At 63.5% G+C, this 20,516-nt stretch carries 20 protein-coding genes; 14 read left to right on the top strand and 6 right to left on the bottom strand.

What is annotated here, in order from left to right; all coding sequences use genetic code 11:
• Positions 1–110 precede the first annotated feature (110 nt).
• Positions 111–1,076, top strand: coding sequence for a GlxA family transcriptional regulator (locus ACZ92H_RS06475; RefSeq protein WP_465048857.1), 966 nt, complete (start codon positions 111–113; stop codon positions 1,074–1,076).
• A 6-nt stretch (positions 1,077–1,082) separates the two neighbouring features.
• Entirely contained in the window at positions 1,083–2,090 is a 1,008-nt protein-coding gene (locus ACZ92H_RS06470) for a hypothetical protein (RefSeq protein ID WP_465048737.1), read from the top strand.
• Here the strand turns inward: ACZ92H_RS06470 and ACZ92H_RS06465 are convergent, their stop codons facing one another.
• On the bottom strand, positions 2,091–2,951 hold the full coding sequence (locus ACZ92H_RS06465) for a tetratricopeptide repeat protein (RefSeq protein WP_465048736.1): 861 nt from the start codon (positions 2,949–2,951) through the stop codon (positions 2,091–2,093).
• A gap of 142 nt (positions 2,952–3,093) precedes the next feature.
• Here ACZ92H_RS06465 and ACZ92H_RS06460 point away from each other — a divergent pair, with 142 nt between their 5' ends.
• Both ACZ92H_RS06460 and ACZ92H_RS06455 read left to right on the top strand, forming a co-directional pair.
• Positions 3,094–3,858 (top strand): helix-turn-helix domain-containing protein, encoded by a 765-nt coding sequence (locus ACZ92H_RS06460; protein ID WP_465048735.1) that lies wholly within the window; start codon positions 3,094–3,096, stop codon positions 3,856–3,858.
• A gap of 58 nt (positions 3,859–3,916) precedes the next feature.
• Complete coding sequence (locus ACZ92H_RS06455) at positions 3,917–4,849, top strand: DMT family transporter (protein ID WP_465048734.1); 933 nt, start codon at positions 3,917–3,919, stop codon at positions 4,847–4,849.
• Here ACZ92H_RS06455 and ACZ92H_RS06450 read toward each other — a convergent pair whose 3' ends face one another.
• Both ACZ92H_RS06450 and ACZ92H_RS06445 read right to left on the bottom strand, forming a co-directional pair.
• Complete coding sequence (locus ACZ92H_RS06450) at positions 4,850–5,491, bottom strand: response regulator transcription factor (RefSeq protein ID WP_465048733.1); 642 nt, start codon at positions 5,489–5,491, stop codon at positions 4,850–4,852.
• On the bottom strand, positions 5,484–7,364 hold the full coding sequence (locus ACZ92H_RS06445; RefSeq protein WP_465048732.1) for a sensor histidine kinase: 1,881 nt from the start codon (positions 7,362–7,364) through the stop codon (positions 5,484–5,486). The genes ACZ92H_RS06450 and ACZ92H_RS06445 overlap by 8 nt, the downstream gene beginning before the upstream one ends.
• Before the next feature lie 357 nt (positions 7,365–7,721).
• Between ACZ92H_RS06445 and ACZ92H_RS06440 the strand changes: the two genes are divergently transcribed.
• Positions 7,722–8,837, top strand: a complete 1,116-nt coding sequence (locus ACZ92H_RS06440) for a GGDEF domain-containing protein (RefSeq protein WP_465048731.1) — start codon at positions 7,722–7,724, stop codon at positions 8,835–8,837.
• Positions 8,838–8,917: 80 nt separating this feature from the next.
• Positions 8,918–10,597: a methyl-accepting chemotaxis protein gene (locus ACZ92H_RS06435; RefSeq protein ID WP_465048730.1), complete on the top strand. Its 1,680-nt coding sequence runs from the start codon at positions 8,918–8,920 to the stop codon at positions 10,595–10,597.
• A gap of 70 nt (positions 10,598–10,667) precedes the next feature.
• Here the strand turns inward: ACZ92H_RS06435 and ACZ92H_RS06430 are convergent, their stop codons facing one another.
• The 3 genes from ACZ92H_RS06430 to ACZ92H_RS06420 form a co-directional block, all read right to left on the bottom strand.
• Entirely contained in the window at positions 10,668–11,234 is a 567-nt protein-coding gene (locus ACZ92H_RS06430; RefSeq protein ID WP_131373032.1) for a carboxymuconolactone decarboxylase family protein, read from the bottom strand.
• Positions 11,235–11,380: 146 nt separating this feature from the next.
• Positions 11,381–11,728, bottom strand: a complete 348-nt coding sequence (locus ACZ92H_RS06425; protein WP_131373033.1) for a hypothetical protein — start codon at positions 11,726–11,728, stop codon at positions 11,381–11,383.
• 148 nt (positions 11,729–11,876) lie between these two features.
• Positions 11,877–12,377 (bottom strand): Lrp/AsnC ligand binding domain-containing protein, encoded by a 501-nt coding sequence (locus ACZ92H_RS06420; protein ID WP_071322999.1) that lies wholly within the window; start codon positions 12,375–12,377, stop codon positions 11,877–11,879.
• A 104-nt stretch (positions 12,378–12,481) separates the two neighbouring features.
• On the opposite strand from ACZ92H_RS06420, the gene ACZ92H_RS06415 reads away from it, so the two are divergent.
• From ACZ92H_RS06415 to ACZ92H_RS06380, 8 genes are all read left to right on the top strand, one after another.
• The gene (locus ACZ92H_RS06415) at positions 12,482–13,771 is read left to right on the top strand and encodes a D-amino acid dehydrogenase (protein ID WP_131373034.1); all 1,290 of its coding nucleotides are present in this window, start codon (positions 12,482–12,484) and stop codon (positions 13,769–13,771) included.
• A 13-nt stretch (positions 13,772–13,784) separates the two neighbouring features.
• Positions 13,785–14,894 carry an alanine racemase gene (gene alr, locus ACZ92H_RS06410; protein WP_465048729.1) on the top strand — a complete coding sequence of 370 codons (1,110 nt, stop codon included), beginning with the start codon at positions 13,785–13,787 and terminating at the stop codon, positions 14,892–14,894.
• 311 nt (positions 14,895–15,205) lie between these two features.
• On the top strand, positions 15,206–15,763 hold the full coding sequence (locus ACZ92H_RS06405) for an NADPH-dependent FMN reductase (RefSeq protein WP_131373036.1): 558 nt from the start codon (positions 15,206–15,208) through the stop codon (positions 15,761–15,763).
• A gap of 194 nt (positions 15,764–15,957) precedes the next feature.
• Positions 15,958–17,508 (top strand): diguanylate cyclase, encoded by a 1,551-nt coding sequence (locus ACZ92H_RS06400; RefSeq protein ID WP_465048728.1) that lies wholly within the window; start codon positions 15,958–15,960, stop codon positions 17,506–17,508.
• A gap of 134 nt (positions 17,509–17,642) precedes the next feature.
• A complete protein-coding gene (locus ACZ92H_RS06395; protein WP_131373038.1) occupies positions 17,643–18,164 on the top strand; it encodes a hypothetical protein in 522 nt (173 codons plus the stop codon).
• Between the two features lie 55 nt (positions 18,165–18,219).
• Positions 18,220–18,651, top strand: a complete 432-nt coding sequence (locus ACZ92H_RS06390) for a hypothetical protein (RefSeq protein WP_465048727.1) — start codon at positions 18,220–18,222, stop codon at positions 18,649–18,651.
• Between the two features lie 109 nt (positions 18,652–18,760).
• Positions 18,761–19,144, top strand: coding sequence for a hypothetical protein (locus tag ACZ92H_RS06385; RefSeq protein WP_465048726.1), 384 nt, complete (start codon positions 18,761–18,763; stop codon positions 19,142–19,144).
• A 1-nt stretch (position 19,145) separates the two neighbouring features.
• Positions 19,146–20,516 (top strand): TolC family protein, encoded by a 1,371-nt coding sequence (locus tag ACZ92H_RS06380; RefSeq protein ID WP_465048725.1) that lies wholly within the window; start codon positions 19,146–19,148, stop codon positions 20,514–20,516.

The raw sequence follows: 20,516 nt of genomic DNA, 5'->3' as shown, positions 1-20,516 counted from the left end.
CTTTCCCGCTGCGGTCATTGTCAGGCCGCGCGCCATCAATAAAAAGTGGCCCGAAGGCCTATCTGCGATAAAATCGGGCCATGCCTACTTTTCTTCCCCAAGCCGCCCCCTTGACCGTGGCCGTGATTGCCTTTGACGGCATGACGCCATTTCACTTGTCCGTACCGTGCCTGGTGTTTGGCGAGCAATTCGACGAGCCGGGGCTGCCCCGCTTTACGGTGCGCGTCTGCGCCGCCGATGCGGTGCCCCTGCGCACGCCGGCCGGTTTCAGCATCACGCCCGAGTTCGGCCTGGAAGGCCTGGACGGTGCCGATATCGTCATCATGCCGGCCTGGCGCGACGATTGCAGCGAGGCGCCGGCGACCCTCGTCGCCGCGTTGCGGGCGGCCAGCGGGCGCGGCGCGCGCATGGTGGGCCTGTGCCTGGGCGCGTTTCCCCTGGCGCAGGCGGGCTTGTTGGATGGCAAGAGCGCCGCCACGCACTGGGGCATGGCCGTCCAGCTGGCGGCGCGCTACCCGCAGGTCAAGGTCGAGCGCGAGGTGCTGTACGTGGACGATGGGGGCGTGCTGACGTCGGCCGGCGTGGCTGCCGGGCTCGACTGCTGCCTGCACCTGCTGCGCCAGCTGGCCGGCGCCGAGGTGGCCAACCGCGTGGCACGCCGCCTGCTGGTGGCGCCGCACCGCCAGGGCGGGCAGGCACAGTTCATCGAGCGGCCGCTGCCCGTGTCCGGCAGCGAAGGACGCTTTGCCGAGGTGCTGGCCTGCGTGACGGCCAGCCTGGGCAAGGCCCACAGCATCGATGCATTGGCCGAGCGGGCCGCCATGAGCCGGCGCAACTTCACGCGCCACTTCCGCCAGGCGACGGGGACATCCTTCAAGCAATGGCTGCTGAACCAGCGCCTGGCGCATGCGCAAGGCATGCTGGAAAAAAGCGCCGCCTCGATCGATGTGGTGGCGCAGGAGGCGGGCTTTGGCACGGCCCTGTCGCTGCGCCAGCATTTCCGCGCGAACTTGCGGACGTCGCCGTCCGCCTACCGCAAGCTGTTCCGGCAGCGGCCGGACGATGGCGCGGCCTGAGACTCGATGCAGTCTTTTTTATTGCCAAATAATAAATGTGTTTCTGGTTGTGCTGGGGTAATATCCGCGGCGCTGGCACCGCTTGAAATTACCCAGACAAGAGAGATGCGCTTGAAACACTTGCGTCCTGCCACTGCACTGGCCTGCTTCCTGTTGTCGCACGCGGCGCTTGCCCAAGCTGGCAATGACTGCACCGCCATCGTCAAGTCCCCGCAAGACGCGGCTGACAAGGCGGACTGGGTGATCGACGGCGATATCGTTGATATTGTGGCCATGCATGCCGACCCTGCCCGCTTGCATGTCAGCATAGACAATGCCAAGGTTCAGTACGAACTGGCGCGTTCGCCACGTTTCCTGAGTGCCATGTTGCTTGCCGATCCCTGTTTTTTAGAGGGGCAAATTCCCCTGCGCGGTAAAGCCGCCGCCAGTCAGCTCGTAGGCAAGCGCATGCGCTTTTATGGCACGAAACTGACATCCGGCGGGGGCCGCCGTTTCTTCTACGTGCAGGCCATTGCGCCATCCATGCCGGTCCTTGGCGTGGCACGCAAGGAATATACGTCTAAAAATCACCAGCCAGCCGCAGCGCCCGCCGACGCGCAGGGCTGGACCAGGGCGCATTCCACGGAGGGGGGCTTTTCAGTGGACATGCCAGGTCCTTTTTCCGACATGACCAAAGGCGGTGCCGGGCAAGCGGCATTCGTGCTGCGTGGAGCTGACCGTCATGGCGTCACCTTCGTGGCTGTGTTTGAACCGTCCGGGCCGGATTCGGGCATGGGTGCGACGTTTGACGCAGCATTTTTCAAGCCGGATGCGGACGTCACCCAATTCAAGGGCGCCGATGCCGTCATCACGCAGGGGACTTTACCTGGCAGTAATGGCACAATGGTGACGCATGGACTGTGGTTCCGCGTGCCTGGCGGCACTTATATGTTGAGCATCCTTGTCGACAAGGAGCATGACGCGCAGTCGCTTGCATCCCGCCAGCGATTCTTCAATTCCCTGACCTTTGACTAGCTAAGCCATGTCCGGCCAGCAGAGCCCCGACGCGTCCCGCCCGCCGTGGGCCAGCCGCGCGCCCACGGCGATCTGGCGCGCGATGAAGGCGGCGGCATCGAAGCCGTAGCGCTCCTGGAAGGAAACGGTTTCTGCGAACATCAGTTCCGCGTAGGTTTGCATCAGGGTCGAGGCGCAGCGCTCATTGCCTTGCTCAAGATACGTGTCGATGGCGGCGAGCAGCACGGGATAATCCGCATTGTCCTTGCTGCCGCCAAAGCTGAGCGACAGCTGGCCGCAGGCGCGCCAGATGGGGTCATGTTGCGTATCCGGCAGCGGCTGCTTGCGCAGCCAGTGCAAGGCTTTCAAGGGCGGGCCGCCAAACGATGGCGGTGAAATGATGGCCTGGATGGCCACCTTGACCGCTTCATCGGTGCGTCCCGCGCGCACGTACTGGCCATGCAGCAGCGCCAGCGCATCCGTGTATTCGGGCAGGCGGGCCAGCGCCGCTTCCAGCAGCGCGATGGCGGCCGCCGGGTTTTGCCGGGCAATCAATTCCTTCGCTTCCAGGAAGGCGGCCCGCGGTGAATCGGGGTCGTCGGCCAGCGCAGGCGTGCCGACATATTCCTCGTCCGCCGCCGCGTAGCCTTGCAGGAACGCGGCCAGGCTGGAAAAATGCGGCTGGAGCCGTCCTTCATCGTGCCACGTCTCGACGACGATCGGTTCGCTCGCTTCGCGGCCGATGGGCCAGTACAGGCCGAAGGTATCTCCATTGCCCAGTGCGCCTTCGTAGAACGGCGTGAAGCCCAGTGGCGGGTAGGGCGCGGCATGCTGCCAGTCTTGATCCACTGAAATGTTGGCGAGGTTTGCGGGTAGTTGCATGGAGGTTGCGCAGGAAAAAGCGCCAGTGTAGAGCAAGCGCGCACAGACCGGCGCGCACTGTTGAACCGCGTGCCGGCAGACCAAGCGGGATAGTGCACCGAACTGATAAAATATACGCTTCTTCGCGCCCGGCGGCCCCGCCATGTCCAGCACAGCCCATCCAGCAATTGACCTCACCCTTCGCAGCTATGCGGACATCGGCGCGCCGAACCGGCATGATTTCGTGCAGCTGGTGCTGCCCCTGCATGGCCAGTTGCAGCTGGATATCGACGGCAGGCCGGGCAAGGTGGACACCCAGCGGGGCGTGGTGATCCCGGCCAATACCTGGCATGCCCAGCACAGCCGGGTGGCGAACCATTCCATCATCCTCGACGTGGAGACGGCAGCCGTGGCGCGGTGCGGCTGGCAGCGCCTGCTGGACGGCCCCTACACGGCTCTCGGCCCCGGCGCCCGCAAGCTGATCGAATATCTGGGCCTCATGGCCCGGCAGCAAGCGCTGACGCCGGCCGTCATCCAGGGCTGGACGCCGCTGCTGCTCGATACCCTGCTGCTGGCAGGACCGCAGCCCCGGTCGCGGCTGGCCGCGCTGATCGCCCGCGTGCAAGCCGAGCCAGGCTTGCCCTGGCCGGCGGCATCGATGGCGCGTTTCGCCAACCTCAGCGTCAGCCGCTTGCACGCGCTGTTCCGCGAGGAAATGGATACCAGCCCGCATGCCTGGCTGCAGCAGCAAAGGATAGGGCGGGCCTGCGAGTTGCTGGCCGCCAGCGACGCCAGCATCGCCGAAATCGCCTTGGCCGCCGGCTTTTCCGAGCAGAGCGCGCTGACGCGGGCCATGCGCGACAGCATCGACACGACCCCAGCCGCCTACCGGCGCCAACATCGCGAGCATCCGTCAAAAACGCGGTAGCCCGCGTCAAGAAGCGGGGGAGCGCAACGGCCACAATCTCCTTTTCAGGAGATTATGTATGCACGTTCACAACACCCGGGCAGGCATGCTGGCCGGTATCGGCGCGGGCGCGCTGTGGGGCCTGGTGTTTCTCGTCCCCGCCTTGCTGCCCGCGTTTCGCCCGCTGGAGCTGGCCGCCGGGCGCTACCTGGCGTATGGCTGCGTGGCCCTGGTGCTGGTCGCGCCGGCCTGGAAGCGCTTGTGCCGCACCCTGGGCTGGCGCGACTGGCGCACGCTGCTCTGGCTCAGCCTGACAGGCAACATCGTGTATTACGTCTTGCTGGCCAGCGCCGTGCAGACGGGCGGCGTGGCGCTGACGTCGATGGTGATCGGCTTGCTGCCCGTGGTCGTCACCCTCGTTGGCAGCCGCGACCGGAACGCCGCGCCCTTGCGCCGCCTGCTGCCGTCGCTGCTGCTGAGCGCCGGCGGGCTGGGCTGCATCAGCTGGCAGTCGCTGTCCCAGGCGGGCCACGCTTCGCTGCCGGGCCTGGCATGCGCGCTGGCGGCGCTGCTGTCGTGGACGGTGTACGCCGTCAGCAACAGCCGTGCCATGGGCCGCCTGCCGGCCGTCTCGGCGCAGGAATGGAACCTGCTGACGGGCGTGGTCACGGGCGCGGCCGCGCTGCTGCTGGCCGTTCCCGCCATGCTCCTGCCGGCAGCGGCGCGCGCGCCTGCGCAATGGCTGCAATTTGCAGGCGTGGCGGGCGCCGTGGCGCTGCTCTGTTCTGTCGCCGGTAACGGCTTGTGGAATTACGCCAGCCGCGTGCTGCCGCTGACCCTGATGGGCCAGATGATCGTCTTTGAATTCCTGTTTGCCTTGCTGTATGGCTATGTGTGGGAACAGCGCTGGCCAACTGCGGCGGAATTTGCGGCGACCGTGCTGCTGCTGGCGGGCGTGCTGGCGTGCGCGCTGGCGCACCGCACGGAGCCGGCGGCTGCGGCCTGCCCGTGATCAGCGTCCGCTTGCATGCGCGTTCAGCAGCCGCAGCGTGGTGATGGTCGTCATCAGGTCGGAAAAGGACTCGGCGTGCATCTTGCGCATGACGCTGGCGCGGTGCAATTTGACCGTATGCTCCACGGTGCCCAGCTCGGCCGCGATCTGCTTGTTCAGCCGGCCTGCTACCACCAGTTCCATGACCTGGCGCTCGCGCTTCGTGAGGCTGCCCAGCCGCAATTCGATCGAGCGCAGCAGGGCCTGGTCCGCCATCAGTCTGCGGTTCAGCGCCAGCGCCAGTGGCACCGCGCCGAGCAGGCGCAGGGCGTCGACGGGTTTCGTCAGGAAATCAAAGGCTCCCAGCTTCATGGCTTTGACGCTACTGCTCACGTCGCCATTGCCAGTCAGAAAAATAATCGGCAGCAGCGACTCGCAGCGTAGCAGGTGTTCTTGCAGCAGGGAACCGGACATGGCGGGCATGGACAAGTCGAGCACGATGCAACCCGCTTGCTGCAAGTCGGCGGTAGCAAGGAAGTCTTCCGCGGAAGAAAATGCTTGAACGCGATAACTGCCGCAAGACAGAATTCTTTCCAGCGCCCGCAAAATGAACGGGTCGTCATCGACGAGGAAAACGCAGGGCGCGGCGGCGGCATTATTCATCGGTGGGAATGGTGAATTCGACGATGGAACCGAAGGGGTAGGACGCGCGGGCCCAGATCTCGCCATAGTGGGCCACGACTATTTTCTTGCATATATTCAGGCCCAGCCCCATGCCGCCCTCCCTGGTGGTGTAGAAGGCATCGAATATTTTATCTTGATGTTCGGGCGGCAAGCCCACGCCCGTATCGCTGACGGTAAACAAGGCATATTTGCCCAGATAGCGGCGCACTGACAAATAGATGCACTTGCGCTCCTCCGGCTGGTCCTTGACCGCCTCAATCGCGTTGGTCAGCAAGTTGATCATGACTTGCTGGATCTGCACCAGGTCGCCGCTGATGGATAGCGCATGGTCGCCATATTCGCTCAGGCGGATATTTTTGAGGAGCAAGTCATGCTGTAGAAATTTCCGCGCGCTGGCCAGCACATCGTTGACGGGAATCCTGCCGGTCGCGCGTTTGCCCGGGTACAGCAGACGCCTGATTTTCGTGATCACCGTGGCCGCCAGTTTTGCCTGGTCGATGATGTCGCGCGTGATGGCCAGCTGCGCCGATTCATTCAGATGCCTGTTCTTGAGCATGAACTCGGCCGCCTGGGCATTGCTGAGAATCACCGTGAGGGGCTGGCTCAATTCATGGGCGATGGCGCCGCACAATTCGCCGGCCAGGGTCACGCGCGACAGGTGCAGCAGCTTGAGTTCATTGTCCTGCAGCGCGATGGTCGATTCCAGTTCGCGCGACTTGGCCTGTTCCATCAGCCGCCGCATCATTTTCAGGGAATGGGCGATGGAGAAGCTCAATGCCACCACGGAAAAAATCGTGCTTTCCGCCAGATAAAAATTACGTTCGAATAAAGGCTGGAAGGTGACGATATTATCCAGGCTGAGCAGTTTTAATGACAGCGATGTGCCAAGCGGAAAGAAAGCGATCAGCAGGAAAATAGCATTCGTGTTTTTATGCCGGCACAGGCGAACGGTCAGCAGCAGGAGAATGGCGATATTGAATAGGACGAGAATGGCATTGGCGGCGTGGCCGGCGGCATGGCCAAGCAGGAATGCCAGCGGGGATATCAGTAAAAGCAGGAGAGTGACGACATTATAAGTTCCCATGAGAATGTCGGGCGGCTGATTCGCTAATTTCAAATGCATTTTTGCAAAGACAAAGAAGAAGAACATGCATAGGGCAAAAGAAAATGGCAGCAGAGGGTTATTGAAATCCGGTTGGCCGGGATTGATGAATTGTGCGCTGACACCGTAATAGACGCAGGTTGTCATGATCAGCAGGCCGAGAAACGCTGCATAGATAATGTGAATTTTTTCTCTGGTTGAAATAAAAAGAAAGACGCTGTAAATGCAGAATGCCAGAAGGCAGCCAAAATACATGCCAGTTAATAAGTTTTCCCTGGACTTTTCCTGTAAAAAGACATCGCTGGTTTGCACGGTTATGGCGAGGGGTTCCTGAAATCCGTCAAAGCTGGCCAGCCTGGCATATATATCCAGCTGTTGTCCGGCAGCGATGGTCAGCGGCAGCGACAAGGTCAGCGACTTTTGATAGCGGAAATTGAAGTCGCGCCGGTCGCCGCTGCGAACGCTGGTCAACAGACGTCCATCGGCCCGGTCCACCACATGCCAGTCGACATAGTCCTGCAGGGGCGTGCCCAGGTCGATCGTCAGTGGCACCGCTTGCCGCTGGGAATTCTCCAGTTTGAACCTGATCCACCAGCATGCGCCGGTGAAGCCAAAATTGGGAGACCGGTCTGCTACCGAAGTCCAGTGCGGGCTGTGCCTGGCCTCGTCCAGCTGTTGTGCACATTGTTGGTCTTCAAGCACCTGATAGCGCTTCAACGTGCCCAGGTGCGACGCTTGCGCGACATCCACCGTAGCCGTTTGCGGCAGGGGCCCAGGTGCCGCAAGCGCCCTGGTGCCGGGCAGTGTAGAAAAGATGATGCAGCTAATTAACAGGCAGATATTTGTATGAAAAGTAATTCTCTTACATTCCCTAAAAGGCAACATTGTAATTATTCCCATGCATGGAGCGATTTAGCTGAAATGACCGAGCGCGATGGTACGGGTTTCATGTGCCATTATCAATAGAACCAAGGTGTAGTACCGCCTGCGCCAGGATAAATGTACCGTGTGGTAGTTGAATTTCCAAGGGGAAATATTTGCGATTGTGGTAAATAAAAAAATATTAATAAATTGATTTACTAAAAAATTATTTTTGTTTGAATGGTAATGGTGCGCTGGTTATCGATGATGGCCATGCAGGGAGCGGGAATGCGTGCATTGCACAGGAAAATGGCGGAAATAGGCAGGGTGGTGCATGCTGGCGCGCATGATACGTCGCAGCAGCGATATTTTCATCGGGAATTAAAATCGCCCAGCTTGTCATTGCAATGCATGGCATTGAGTGGGGTGCTGGCGTCGTATGCCATGGCAAGCAGGCTGCTTTATGCGGTGGGGATGGAATATGTCCTCTGCGTCGCCGGCGTGCTGCTTGGTATTGCGATCAGCTGCATCGCCAGTAATTTGCGCTATCTGAATGTCGGCGGCCTGGTAACCACCATTTTTTCATGTGTCGCTTTTCGCATGCTGCTGTCGGCCAGCGGTATTGGCGACTACTGGATGTTACCCCTGGGTGTGCTGATGACGGTATCCATTTCCGCCATCGCCAGCGATCCCTTGACTTACCTGGTCCTGATCCTGGTGGTATGGCTGGTGCTGGGACTGGGCGGTTTTGAGCAGGCGCTGCTGGCCAGCGGCGACTGGTCGTTATTGTATGTGGCAGCGGCGGTGGCGATAGGTTTGCTTTTCAGCAGCTGTTTTTTCCGGTTGCGCTATTCGAACCATGTCGCCACGGCGCGCCTGGAAGACATGGCTTACCGCGATTATCTGACCGGCATACCAAATCGCCGCTGTTTTCTCGATGTGCTGCATGCGGTCATAAATGAGGGCAAGCCTCCGTACGGCTATCTGCTGATGGCCGATGTCGATGACTTTAAAAAGATCAACGATGAATTGGGGCACGATGCCGGCGACGTCGTCTTGCGCGCGCTGGGCCAGATTATTGCCGCGTCCGCGGCCGGCTGTCCGCACGGACGCATTGGCGGCGAGGAATTTGCCATGCTGATCGATGCCGACCTGGCGCGCGCGGCGCGCATGGCGGACCAGTTGCTGGAGGCGGTGCGGCGAGCGGCCATGATCAAGCGGGGCGTGACGATCAGTGTCGGCGTCGCGCGTGTCCACGGGCCAGGCGTGGCGGACAGCTTCCGGCATGCGGATGAGGCGCTATACAGCGCGAAATTGTCGGGCAAGGATTGCGTCGTGTTTTATGCCGACGCGCCCGCCTAAGGCCACGTCGGTACCGGCAGCAAAATGCGTCAGCACTCCGGCGGGCCTGCGCCGCTCGCCTTCACACAGGGAAAAATGATATGAACATCCGTACGATCAAGGGTAAATTGGCCATCGCTTTCACCGGACTGGCGCTGATGGTGCTGGCCGTGTCCGGCATTTCCATCACAGCGCTGCTCGATGCGAATGCGCGTTTCGATTCCTATCTGTCCGAAACGAATGCCCGCTCCGTTTTGGTCACCAAATTGCAGGAGGCGGTCGATAACCGGGCCATCGCCGCGCGCAATTTGTTGCTATTTACCAATGTGCAAGATATCGCGCAGGAAAAAGAGCGGGTCGCCGCCGCCCATGCCCGAGTGCAATCTTCCTTGGAACAATTGCAGCGGAGCTCCGCGCAATCGACCGAAATCACGGAGGCGGCAAGCAGGATGATACGGGAAATGGCAGCGCTGGAAGCCCTGTATGGCCCCGTGGCCTTGTCCATTGTCGAGCTGGCCCTGGCGGGCCAGCAGGCTGCCGCCATCGAGAAACTGAACCGCGAATGCCAGCCCCTGCTCGTGCGCCTGGAGCAGGCCACCGGTGCATACGCGCGCTATGCCGAGAGCCGGGCCGAAGCGCGCTTGCTGGCGGGCAAGCAAGCGTTTGCCACTCAGCGCACGCTGCTGCTGGCCATTTGCCTGCTGGCTTTTATTGCTGCCTGCAGCGCTGGCGTGTGGATCGCGCGCACCTTGTTCGGCTCGCTGGGCAGCGAGCCGGCACTGCTGGGTGCCGCCGCGCAAAAGGTCGCCGCGGGCGATCTGCGTCTTGCCGGCGAACATGCATCGGCGCCGGCCGGCAGTGTCATGCACTCGCTGGTGGCGATGCAGGGCGCCCTGGCGGCGGTGGTAGGACAGGTGCGGCAGGCGTCGCAGTCGATCTCCACGGGATCCGCGGAAATCGCCACGGCAAATACCAGCCTGAGCTTGCGTACCGAGGAGCAGGCATCGAGCTTGCAGCAGACGGCGGCATCGATGGAGGAATTGACTGGCGCGGTCAGCAATACTGCGCATGCGGCCAGCAAGGCCGCCCAGCTGGCCACGTCCGCGTCGCAAGTTGCCTGCCGCGGTGCCGACGTGGTCGCCCGGGTGGTGGAGACCATGAGTGTGATCAATGCTGGCTCGCAACGCATTGCCGATATTCTCGGCACCATCGACGGCATTGCCTTTCAGACCAATATCCTGGCCTTGAATGCGGCGGTCGAGGCGGCCCGCGCGGGAGAGGAAGGACGCGGTTTTGCCGTGGTGGCCAGCGAAGTGCGCAACCTGGCGCAGCGCAGTGCTGTTGCTGCCAAGGAAATCAAGGGCTTGATCGACGCTTCCGTGGCCAGCGTGGCGTCGGGCAGCCGTCTGGTGCAGGATGCGGGCGCGACCATGGATGAAATCGTCGACAGCGTCGGCCATGTGGTTGCCATCATCGGCGAGATCAGCGCTTCCGCCAGCGAACAGAGTGAAGGCATCGGGCAGGTCAATGTGGTGGTGAGCCAGCTCGACCGCATGACGCAGGAGAACGCGGCGATGGTGGAGCAGACGGCGGCGGCGGCCGATCAATTGAAGGAGCAGGCCATCCAGATGGCGGCGCTGGTGGGCACGTTCAACATCGGCGACGCGCGCGATGTGCGCGACGCGGCCGGCGGCGCGGGCAGGGCGGTGACATTGGGCCGTGGCGGGCGCAAGCCAGGGCATGGCGCCGTGGCCGCGCCGCAGGCCGGCTGTCCTTTGTAATGGGAGCCGCTGGCCAGCGCGGCGGCGGCCTGAAGGGGCGCGCGCCGTGGGCGGGGCAGGGCAAGCCCCTTCAGTCGCGTTCCGGCACCGGCACGTTGAAGCCGTTCAGCGTGGTCGAGACCAGCGCGTACAGGCCCACCAGATAGATCAGCTCGTTGGTGCCATGCTGGCCAAAGGTGGCCAGCGCCAGCCGGTACAGCGGCTCCGGCAGCGTGCCGCCGCCGCTGAGCGCATAGGCCAGGTCGTAGGCGATGCTTTCATGCTGGTCCAGGTCGACCGGCTTGACGTCGGCCACCAAGGTGGCCAGGCGCTCGGCCGACATGCCTTCGCGCTCGGCGACGGCGATGTGGGCGTAGATTTCATAGGCGGCGTTGTAGCGCGCGCCGACCACCAGGATGGCAATCTGGCGCACCTTGTCGGGCAGCGTGGCGTTGGCCGTCATGGCCAGGGTCAGGTCCCAGATGGCCTTGCCGATGGCCGGTTCGTGCAGCCACGGATTCCATGGCCCCATCAGGGCGCCGTCGTCGCGCACGGCGATGAAATCATTGAAATTGCTGGTGATGCCTTTGCGCATGTCGTCATACAGCGGCTTTTGTGCGGGCGTCAGGTCTTGCGGAGCGATCAGGGGCAGGCGCATGCAAACTCCTTGCTGGGGTAGTGGACGGTGGGTGGCCGGAGCCAGCAGACAGTATAGCCAGCCTGGCCGGCGGCGCGCGTTCATTGTCGCGCGGGCTGGCGGCAGCGCAATGCCTGCGCCGGTTTGCGCCTGCCAATGTTACTGGACTACTTCCTCGGCTCGTGTATGCGAAATTTCCTGACGATGCCGGCCTGGTCGAACATGACGGCCACTTCGCGCGTGCCTTTTTCGCCCAGCAGGGGGATCAGCCGCGTGACGCCCGGCGTTTGCAGCTGGTTCTTGTAGACCCACACTTCATAGCCGGGATCGAAGCTGACGACGGTGGCGTTGCCCAGCGCCGCATCGAGGTCGAGGCGGGTGGTCTTGCCGACGGTAATGTTTTGATAGATGGCGCCGTTGGCCGGCGCGCGGTTGACTTTGTATTCACTGGCGGTGCACATGGCCACGGCCAGGCCCGCGAGGCAGGAAGCTGCCAGTTTTATCAATGTGTTCATAGGGACTCCCAGTGTGCATCACTGCTTCCAATCTCAGAGGGGACGGGCGTGATGTCAGGACTGGAGTGTGCTTGCGTGGCAGCGAATGTGCTACAAGATTATACAAAGTCGCATATTTCGGCGCTGTCGGTACTGTCTCGCAGTACCTTCAGCGGTTTTGCAGTACTTCCGTCGAGAGTGCCAGGGTTTCCTTGATTTCTTCCATCACCACATAGCTTTTCGATTGCGCGGCACCGGGCAGTTGCAGCAGCATGTCGCCCAGCAGCTTGCGGTATTCGGCCATTTCATGGATGCGCGCCTTGATCAGGTAATCGAAATCGCCCGATACCAGATGGCATTCCTGCACCTCGGGAATCTGCAGCACTTCGCGGCGGAATTGCTCGAAGGCGGACGCGGATTTCTGATTCAGCGTAATCTCGACAAAGACGAGCAACTTGGCGCCCAGCGCGGCCGGGTTCACCTTGGCGTGATAGCCGGTGATGACGCCGTCGCGCTCCATGCGCTTGACCCGCTCGATGCAGGGCGTGATGGACAAGCCCACCTGTTCTCCGAGGTCTTTCATCGAGATGCGGCCGTCCTGTTGCAGGATGCGCAGGATGTGGCGGTCCAGCTTGTCGAGGCCACGTGCCGATTCTTTAAGGATTCTCATGATTTATTGCTGAATATCTCGATTTATACGTGAACAAATACTGGCTCTTTCCCAATATGATAGCGGTTAATCTGGCACTAGCCATAAATATAATTGAGGAAACTATGCGTATTGTGATTCTGGGTAGCGGCGTCATCGGCGTCACCAGTGCTTACTATCTGGCCAAGGCAGGGCACGATGTGACCGTCATCGACCGCCAGCCGGGCCCGGCACTGGAAACCAGCTTCGCGAATGCGGGGCAGATCTCGCCCGGCTACGCCTCGCCATGGGCGGCGCCCGGCATTCCGCTGAAGGCCGTGAAGTGGATGATGCAGCGCCACGCGCCGCTGGCCATCTCGCTCGACGGCAGTGCCGCCCAGCTGAAATGGATGTGGCAGATGTTGCGTAATTGCACACCGGAAGCGTATGCCGTGAACAAGGAACGCATGGTGCGCCTGGCCGAATACAGCCGCGACTGCTTCAAGGTGCTGCGCGCCGAAGCGGGCATCACCTATGAAGGCCGGCAGCAAGGCACGATGCAATTGTTCCGCACTGAAAAACAATACAACGATGCGGCGAAAGATATCGAAGTGCTGAAAGACGCGGGCGTGCCGTATGAAGTCCTGCAGCGCGACGAACTGTCGCGCGCGGAACCGGCCCTCGAAGCGGTGAAAGACAAGCTGTACGGCGGCCTGCGCCTGCCCAACGATGAAACGGGCGATTGCCAGTTGTTTACCACGCGTCTGTCGGAAATGGCCGTGGCGCTGGGCGTGAAGTTCCGCTATGGCGTGGCGATCGACGCGCTGCTGACGCAGGGCGACGAAATCGCCGGCGTGCAATGCGGCGCGGAAATCGTCAAGGCCGATTCCTACGTCGTGGCGTTGGGCTCCTACTCGACGGGCTTCATGAAGCCGCTGCTCGACATTCCCGTGTATCCATTGAAGGGCTATTCCATCACCGTGCCGATCGTCAACGCCGCCAAGGCGCCCGTGTCGACCATCCTCGATGAAACCTACAAGATCGCCGTGACGCGTTTCGACGACCGCATCCGCGTGGGCGGCATGGCGGAAATCGCCGGCTACAACCTGGCACTGAACCCGCGCCGCCGCGAAACCCTGGAAATGGTCGTCAACGACCTGTTCCCCGGCGGCGGCAACACGGCCGAAGCCACCTTCTGGACGGGCCTGCGCCCGATGACGCCGGACGGCACGCCCATCGTCGGCCGCACGCCGCTGCGCAACCTGTTCCTGAACACGGGCCACGGCACCCTGGGCTGGACCATGTCCTGCGGCTCGGCGCAATTGCTGGCCGACCTGATGTCGTCGAAAAAGCCGGCCATCCTGGCCGACGACCTGTCCGTCAGCCGCTACAGCGGCGCGCAGGCCCAGGGCAAACTGCAACACGCGGCGGCTTGACATGGGCGCCAGCATGCCTCCCAAGGAACGTAGCGGCGCCATCCTGACGGTGGACCTCGGCGCCGTGCGCGCCAACTACCGCCTGCTGCGCGACAAGGCGCACCCGGCCGCCTGCTCGGCCGTCGTGAAGTCCGACGCCTACGGCCTGGGCGCCGCCCAGGTGGGCGCGGCCCTGTATGAAGAGGGCTGCCGCCATTTCTTCGTGGCCCACCTGGAAGAGGGCATCAGCCTGCGCCCGCACGTGGCGCCCGACGCCGCCATCTTCGTGCTGCACGGCCCGCCCGTCGGCACGGAAGGCGCATTCACGGCCCACGGCCTGATTCCCGTGCTCAACAGCGAGCCGCAGGTGGCGGGCTGGCGCCAGCATGCGCAGGCGCTGGGCAGCACGCTGGACGCCATCGTGCAGGTCGATACGGGCATGTCGCGCATGGGCTTGTCGCCGCAGGAAATCGACGCCTGGCTGCTTGATCCTCACTTTCTTGATGGCATCAAGGTGCGCTACATCATGAGCCACCTGGCGTGCGCCGACGAGCGGAGCAATCCCATGAATGGCGAGCAGCTGGCCCGTTTCACCGCCATCCGCGCCCGCCTGCCGCAGTACCGCGCCAGCCTGGCCAATTCCTCGGGCATCTTTTTGTCGCCCGCCTATCACTTCGACCTCGTGCGTCCGGGCGCGGCCCTGTACGGCATCGCGCCGCATGCGGATGCGCCCAATCCGCTGCACCCGGTGGTGCGCCTGCAGGGCAAGATCATGCAGACGCGCACGATTGCCGCCGGCGACCACGTGGGCTACAGCCGCCGCTACACGGCCAGCGAGCCGCGTCAGGTGGCCACCGTCTCCGTCGGCTACGCCGATGGCTGGCTGCGCAGCATGAGCAACCAGGGCCTGGCCATCGTCGATGGCGTGAAGGTGCCGCAGATCGGCGCCATTTCCATGGATTCCATCACCCTGGACGTGAGCGCCATCGCCAGCGAGCGCGTGGCGCCGGGCAGCCTGGTCGACCTGATCTGCGCCGAACATCCGGTCGACGCCGTGGCTGCCATGGCCAATACCATCGGCTATGAGGTGTTGACCAACCTGGGCGGGCGCTATTACCGCGAGTACCAGGGCCTGGCACGCTAGCGCGCCTGCCAAAACGCCCATGGCGTTGTTGCCTTGCCTAGCCGTACCTGCGTACTGTCTTCGGCAAGGCGCCTGGCCATGAGCATTTTTTCTGGCGCGCCGGGCTGCCAGAACGCCCATGGCGTTGTTGCCTTGCCTAGCCGTACCTGCGTACTGTCTTCGGCACGGCGGCTGGCCCTGAGCATTTTTTCAGGCGCGCCGGTGCCGCACGCCAGGCGGCGCCGCAGCGCAAAAGCGATGATTGTGTGGCAAGATAGCCCTGTAGTGACATTCACTCCAGGGCTATTTTTTCACCATCAGCGGGGATTTTTATGAGTCAATATAACGTTGCAATCATCGTCGGCAGCCTGCGCAAGGATTCCTTCAACCGCAAGCTGGCCGAAGCCATCATCAAGCTGGCGCCGCCTGAATTTTCCTTCAAACACATCGAAATCGGCGACCTGCCGCTGTATAACCAGGACGACGACGGCGCGCAGGCCGAGCAGGTGCTGCGCCTGAAGACCGAGATCGCCGATGCGCAAGCCTTGCTCTTCCTCACTCCCGAATACAACCGCTCGATCCCCGGCGTGCTGAAAAACGCGCTCGACCACGGTTCGCGTCCGTACGGCCAGAGCGTGTGGGGCGGCAAGCCGGGCGCCGTGCTGGGCGTGTCCGTGGGCGCCACGGGCACGGCGCTGGCGCAGCAGCATTTGCGCAACGTGCTTGCCTACCTGGACGTGCCGCTGCTGGGCCAGCCCGAGATGTTCATCCAGGCCAAGGATGGCCTGTTTGACGAGCATGGCGGCATCGGTCCCGCCAGCCTGGGCTTCTTCCAGGGCTGGATGCAGCGCTATGTGGACTGGGTCAAGAAACACGCCATCCACGCCTGATGCGGTGTATTTGACGCATCGTCCTTGATGCATATCAAGGCGGCAACGCAACCCGTTGCCGCCTGTACACATTCCTCTTGCCTGGCTGCTAGAATTTCCTTTTTGGCACGTTTTACTCGGTATAATGCGCACTTTCTTTCGCGCAATACTTTCCCCTCTCTGCTGACGCCATGTGGACTAAACCTGTTCTGCGCATGAATTTGCGCCGTTTGATCGTGCTCGTGGCCTTCGCCAGTGCCCTGGTGTCCCTGGCGAACACCTTTTATGCCAGCTACCGCGTGCAGCGCCAGCTGCTGATCGATACGACCCTGGAAGCGAACCATGCGTATGCGAGCAAGCTGGCCAGCACGGCCGAGGACTTTTTGCAGTCGGCGCGCCAGCAGCTGGCGTACAGCGCGGGCAGCCTGCCGTCGCGCATGGAGGACGACGCCTGGCTGACGGCCGAGGCGCAGCGGCTGCGCCTGCAAACCAACAGTTTTAACTCCGTGCTGATCGTCGATGCCCAGGGCAAGGTGCTGGGCGTGTCGCCGGAAACCCTGGCCCTGAAACACCGCCAGCTCGATTCGGCCGGCGCCGTACAGGCGCTGCGCGAGCGCCGTCCCCTCGTCACGCAGCCGTATATTTCCTCCGCTGGCAACCTGGTGGTGTTCATCTCGCATCCCATCGTCGGCAGGGATGGGCGCTACCTGGGCTATGTGGGCGGCAGCATCTATCTGAAACAGAAAAATATCCTGTACACCATGCTGGGCCAGCATTACTACCGCGACGGCTCCTACCTGTATGTGGTGGACCAGAAGCGGCGCCTGCTGTACCACCCCGACCCGGCGCGCCTGGGCGACCTGGCCGGCAGCAATGAAGTCATCGATGCCATCATCGCGCGGCAGGGCGGCGGCAGCCGGCGCATGGCCAACAGCCTGGGCGTGGATATGCTGGCCGGCTATGCCGTCATGCCGTCGACAGGCTGGGGCATCGTGGCGCAGCGCCCGACGGCCATGACCCTGGCGCCGCTGAAGCAGCTGATGGCCAACACGGTCTGGCATTCGCTGCCGATCGCGTTGCTGACCCTGCCGTTCATCTGGTGGCTGGCGAACCTGATTTCGCGCCCGCTGGTGCAGCTGGCCGAGGGCGCGCGGCGCATGGATGCGCCGGGCACGGCGGAACAGCTGGCCGCCATCCGCTCTTGGTACGTGGAAGCGGCGCAGATCAAGAAAGCCTTGCTGAAGGGGCTGGCGCTGCTGCAGAGCAAGATCGGCAAGCTGAAGTCCGACGTGCAGACGGACCCGCTGACGGGCCTGTCGAACCGGCGCGGCATGGCGGCGGCGCTGGACGCCTGGCAGGCGCAGGCGCGGCCGTTCTCCGTCATCGCCATCGATATCGACCATTTCAAGCAAGTCAATGACCGCTGGGGCCATGCCGTGGGCGACGACGTCATCCTGCGCCTGGCGCAGCTGATGCGCGCCTGTTCGCGCGATGCCGACGTGCTGTGCCGCAACGGCGGCGATGAATTCATCATGCTGCTGCCAGACGCCGACCTCGACGTGGCCATCCAGGTGGCCGAGCGCCTGCGCGCCAAGGTGGCCGCCGCCGTGATCGCCGGCGCGGGCGCCATCACGGTCTCGCTGGGCGTGGTGTCGTCGGAACAGGAAGTTGGCGGCATGGACGCCGTGCTGCTGGCTGCCGATGCGGCCCTGTACGTGGCCAAGGAAAACGGCCGCAACTGCGTGGGCATCACGGAGCCGGCCTGACGGTATTGTCGTGCGGCACAAACTGATACGCTGTTTTCTGTTGCTTCTGAGCCTGTTCCGTTTGCGCGTCAGCGCTTACCATGTGGCCCTGGGACGCAGAAGGAGGGCAGCAGGCATGGCAGGGATGGATGGCAATGACGTTTGAGCAAGAACCGGGCATCCGCTGCGACGTCGATGGACGGCCGCACGCGCTGGCCTTCCTGGGCTGCCGCGAACTCAATTATGGCCAGCGCAGCGAGCTGCCGCTGCACCCGTTCCGCCTGCGCGTGCCGGAAGCGGCGCTGGCGCCTCTGCTCGACGAGCCCTTCAACAGCTTCGTGCAAACCTGCCGCGAAGACGACGCCGCGTATGCGGAAAGCGACTTGCCCGCGCTCAGGGACGCGGGCTACCCGGACATCACGGCCATGCTGGCGGGCCACCGGCCGCTGCTGGCCGAGATGCTGGTCGATTTCATGATCGGCGACCTGATGGCGGCCATCGGCCGCGCCAGCGGCTACCGTTCACCCGATGCCCGCTATTGGGGCGATGTGGAGACGGCCGACAGGCGCGCCTATTTCACCATCAATCACGTGCACACGGTCTCGTTTGCCGACGGCCATGCCGTGTTCGAGGGAGAAGGCTATCATGGCGCGTACGTTATCTGGCTGACGCACTGAGCGCAGCGCAAATGGGGCTTGACCTTCCTCATGTGGGAAGGTTTATAGTCCTGCCATGAACCGTGCCTTTTTCCGCTCTCTCGCCCACTCGCTGCTGTGGCTGCTGGCCGTGACGCTGCCCTTGCAGGGCTTTGCGTCGGCCATGCGCAGCTGCTGCGTGGACGAGCCGCTGGAGGCCATCGCCGTCACGGCGGCGCAGGCACAAGTCCAGCATTGCCACAGCATGGCCGACATGGCCGGCATGCAAATGGCGGACCAGCCCGTGCCCATGAAAATGGCCATGGACGATGGCGCCGCCAGCCATCAGGGCCACGATTGCGGCAACCATGGCGCTTGCACCGCGGGCGCGACGGCGCCGCCCGGCATGCCCGCGCTGCATGCCCTGACCCTGCGCGCGCCGCCACCGGCGCTGGCGCCTGACTCCCTGTTCGCCGGGCATATCCCTGCTGGTCCCGAACGCCCCCCGAGAAGCACGCACTCCGCCTGACCGCCCGTGAACCTGGCGGTGCGCCGCCGCACGTCCCTGCACGTGGCGATGGCACGCCAGCGTTCCACCGCGCGCCTGCCGCGCCATACCCTGTCACTCAAGGAATACCATGAAGCCATTACTTAGCCTCGCGCTGGCCGCCGGCGTTGCGCTGGCCGTGCCGCTGGCCGCTTCCGCCGTCGCGCCTGTCCAGTCCGCCGCCGCCCCGCAGGAGGCGCAAGCCGCCGTGCCGGCCACCACCTACCGCTCCGCCTTCGACGGCTACCGTCCCGCCGCCGAGGACGATGCCACGCCCGACCAGACCTGGCGCGCCCTGAACCGGAAAGTGGGCGACGCTGGCGGGCACATGGGCATGATGAAGATGGAGGGCCACAAGATGCCAGGCCACAAGATGGACGGCCACGCTATGCCGATGGACAAGATGCCGATGGACCACGCCATGCCCCAGCCGGCCGGCAAGCCCGCGCCGCAACACCACCACGAAGGACACTGAGATGGCCCGCTTGAATAAATCAACTTGTCTGACGCCATTGGCGCTGGCGGCCGTTTTGCTGCTGGGCGGCTGCGCCAGCTTCAGCCAGGATGGCGGCATGCAGGCCGTCGCGGCGCTGGCCGACGCCCGCACGGGCGCCCCCGACGCCCTGGCCGCCGGGAATGCGGACGCCAGGCTGGCGCAGCTGCTGGCCCAGCCCCTGGATGCCGACAGTGCCGTGCGCATCGCCCTGATGAACAACCACACCTTGAAAGTGGCGCTGGCCGAGCTGGGCGCGTCCGAGGCGGACCTGGTGCAGGCGGGGCGCTTGCGCAACCCGGGCCTGTCGTTCGGCCGCTCGCACGGCAGCCATGGCAATGAAATCGACCGCGGCGTCAGCGTCGACCTGGCCGGCCTGCTGACCATGCCGCTGCGCATGAATATCGAACGGGGCCGTTTCGAGCAAGCCAAGCTGCAGGCGGCCAGCAGTGCCGTGCAGCTGGCGGCCGATGTGCGCCGCGCCTATTTCAACGCGGTGGCCGCCGCGCAGACGGAGCAGTTCATGCAGCGGGCGCTCGTGTCGGCCGAGGCGGGCGCCGAGCTGGCCACGCGCCTGCAGCAGGCGGGCAACTGGAGCCGCCTCGACCAGGCGCGCCAGCAAGTGTTTTATGCGGACGCCGTCAGCGACCTGGCCCGCGCGCGCCACCAGGCCACGGCCACGCGCGAACACCTGACGCGCTTGCTGGGCCTGTGGGGCAAGCAAACGGCGTTTACCTTGCCGCAGCGCCTGCCCGACTTGCCGGCCGCGCCAGCGGAAGCGGGCAATATCGAGGCGCAAGCCATGGAGCAGCGCCTCGACGTGCAAAGAGCGAAGCTCGACGCGCATGCGACGGCCGATGCGCTGGGCCTGTCGAAGGTGACGGGGTTCGTCAACGTGCTCGACGCGGGCTACACCAACAAGAGCACGAGCGAGGCGCCGCGCGAAAACGGCTACGAAGTGTCGCTGGAGCTGCCCCTGTTCGACTGGGGCACGGCGCGCAATGCCAAGGCGCAAGCTTTGTATGAACAGTCGCTGCAGCGCACGGCGGGCACGGCCGTCAAGGCCCGCTCGGAAGTGCGCGAGGCGTATTCCAGCTACCGCACGGCCTACGACCTGGCGCGGCACTACCGCGATGAAGTCGTTCCGCTGCGCAAGACGATTTCGCATGAAGTGCTGCTGCGCTACAACGGCATGCTGGCCAGCGTCTTCGAACTGCTGGCCGACGCGCGCGAGCAGGTGGCCAGCGTGAACGGCGCCATCGACACCCAGCGCGATTTCTGGATCGCCCAAACCGAATTGCAGTCGGCCATCAATGGCAGCGGCCCAGGCGCGGCCACTGCGGCAAAGGATTAA

It is taken from the genome of Janthinobacterium foliorum (assembly GCF_978021625.1).
Note: the sequence above shows the minus strand (reverse complement) of the source record. Positions and strands in the feature narration are given on the sequence as shown.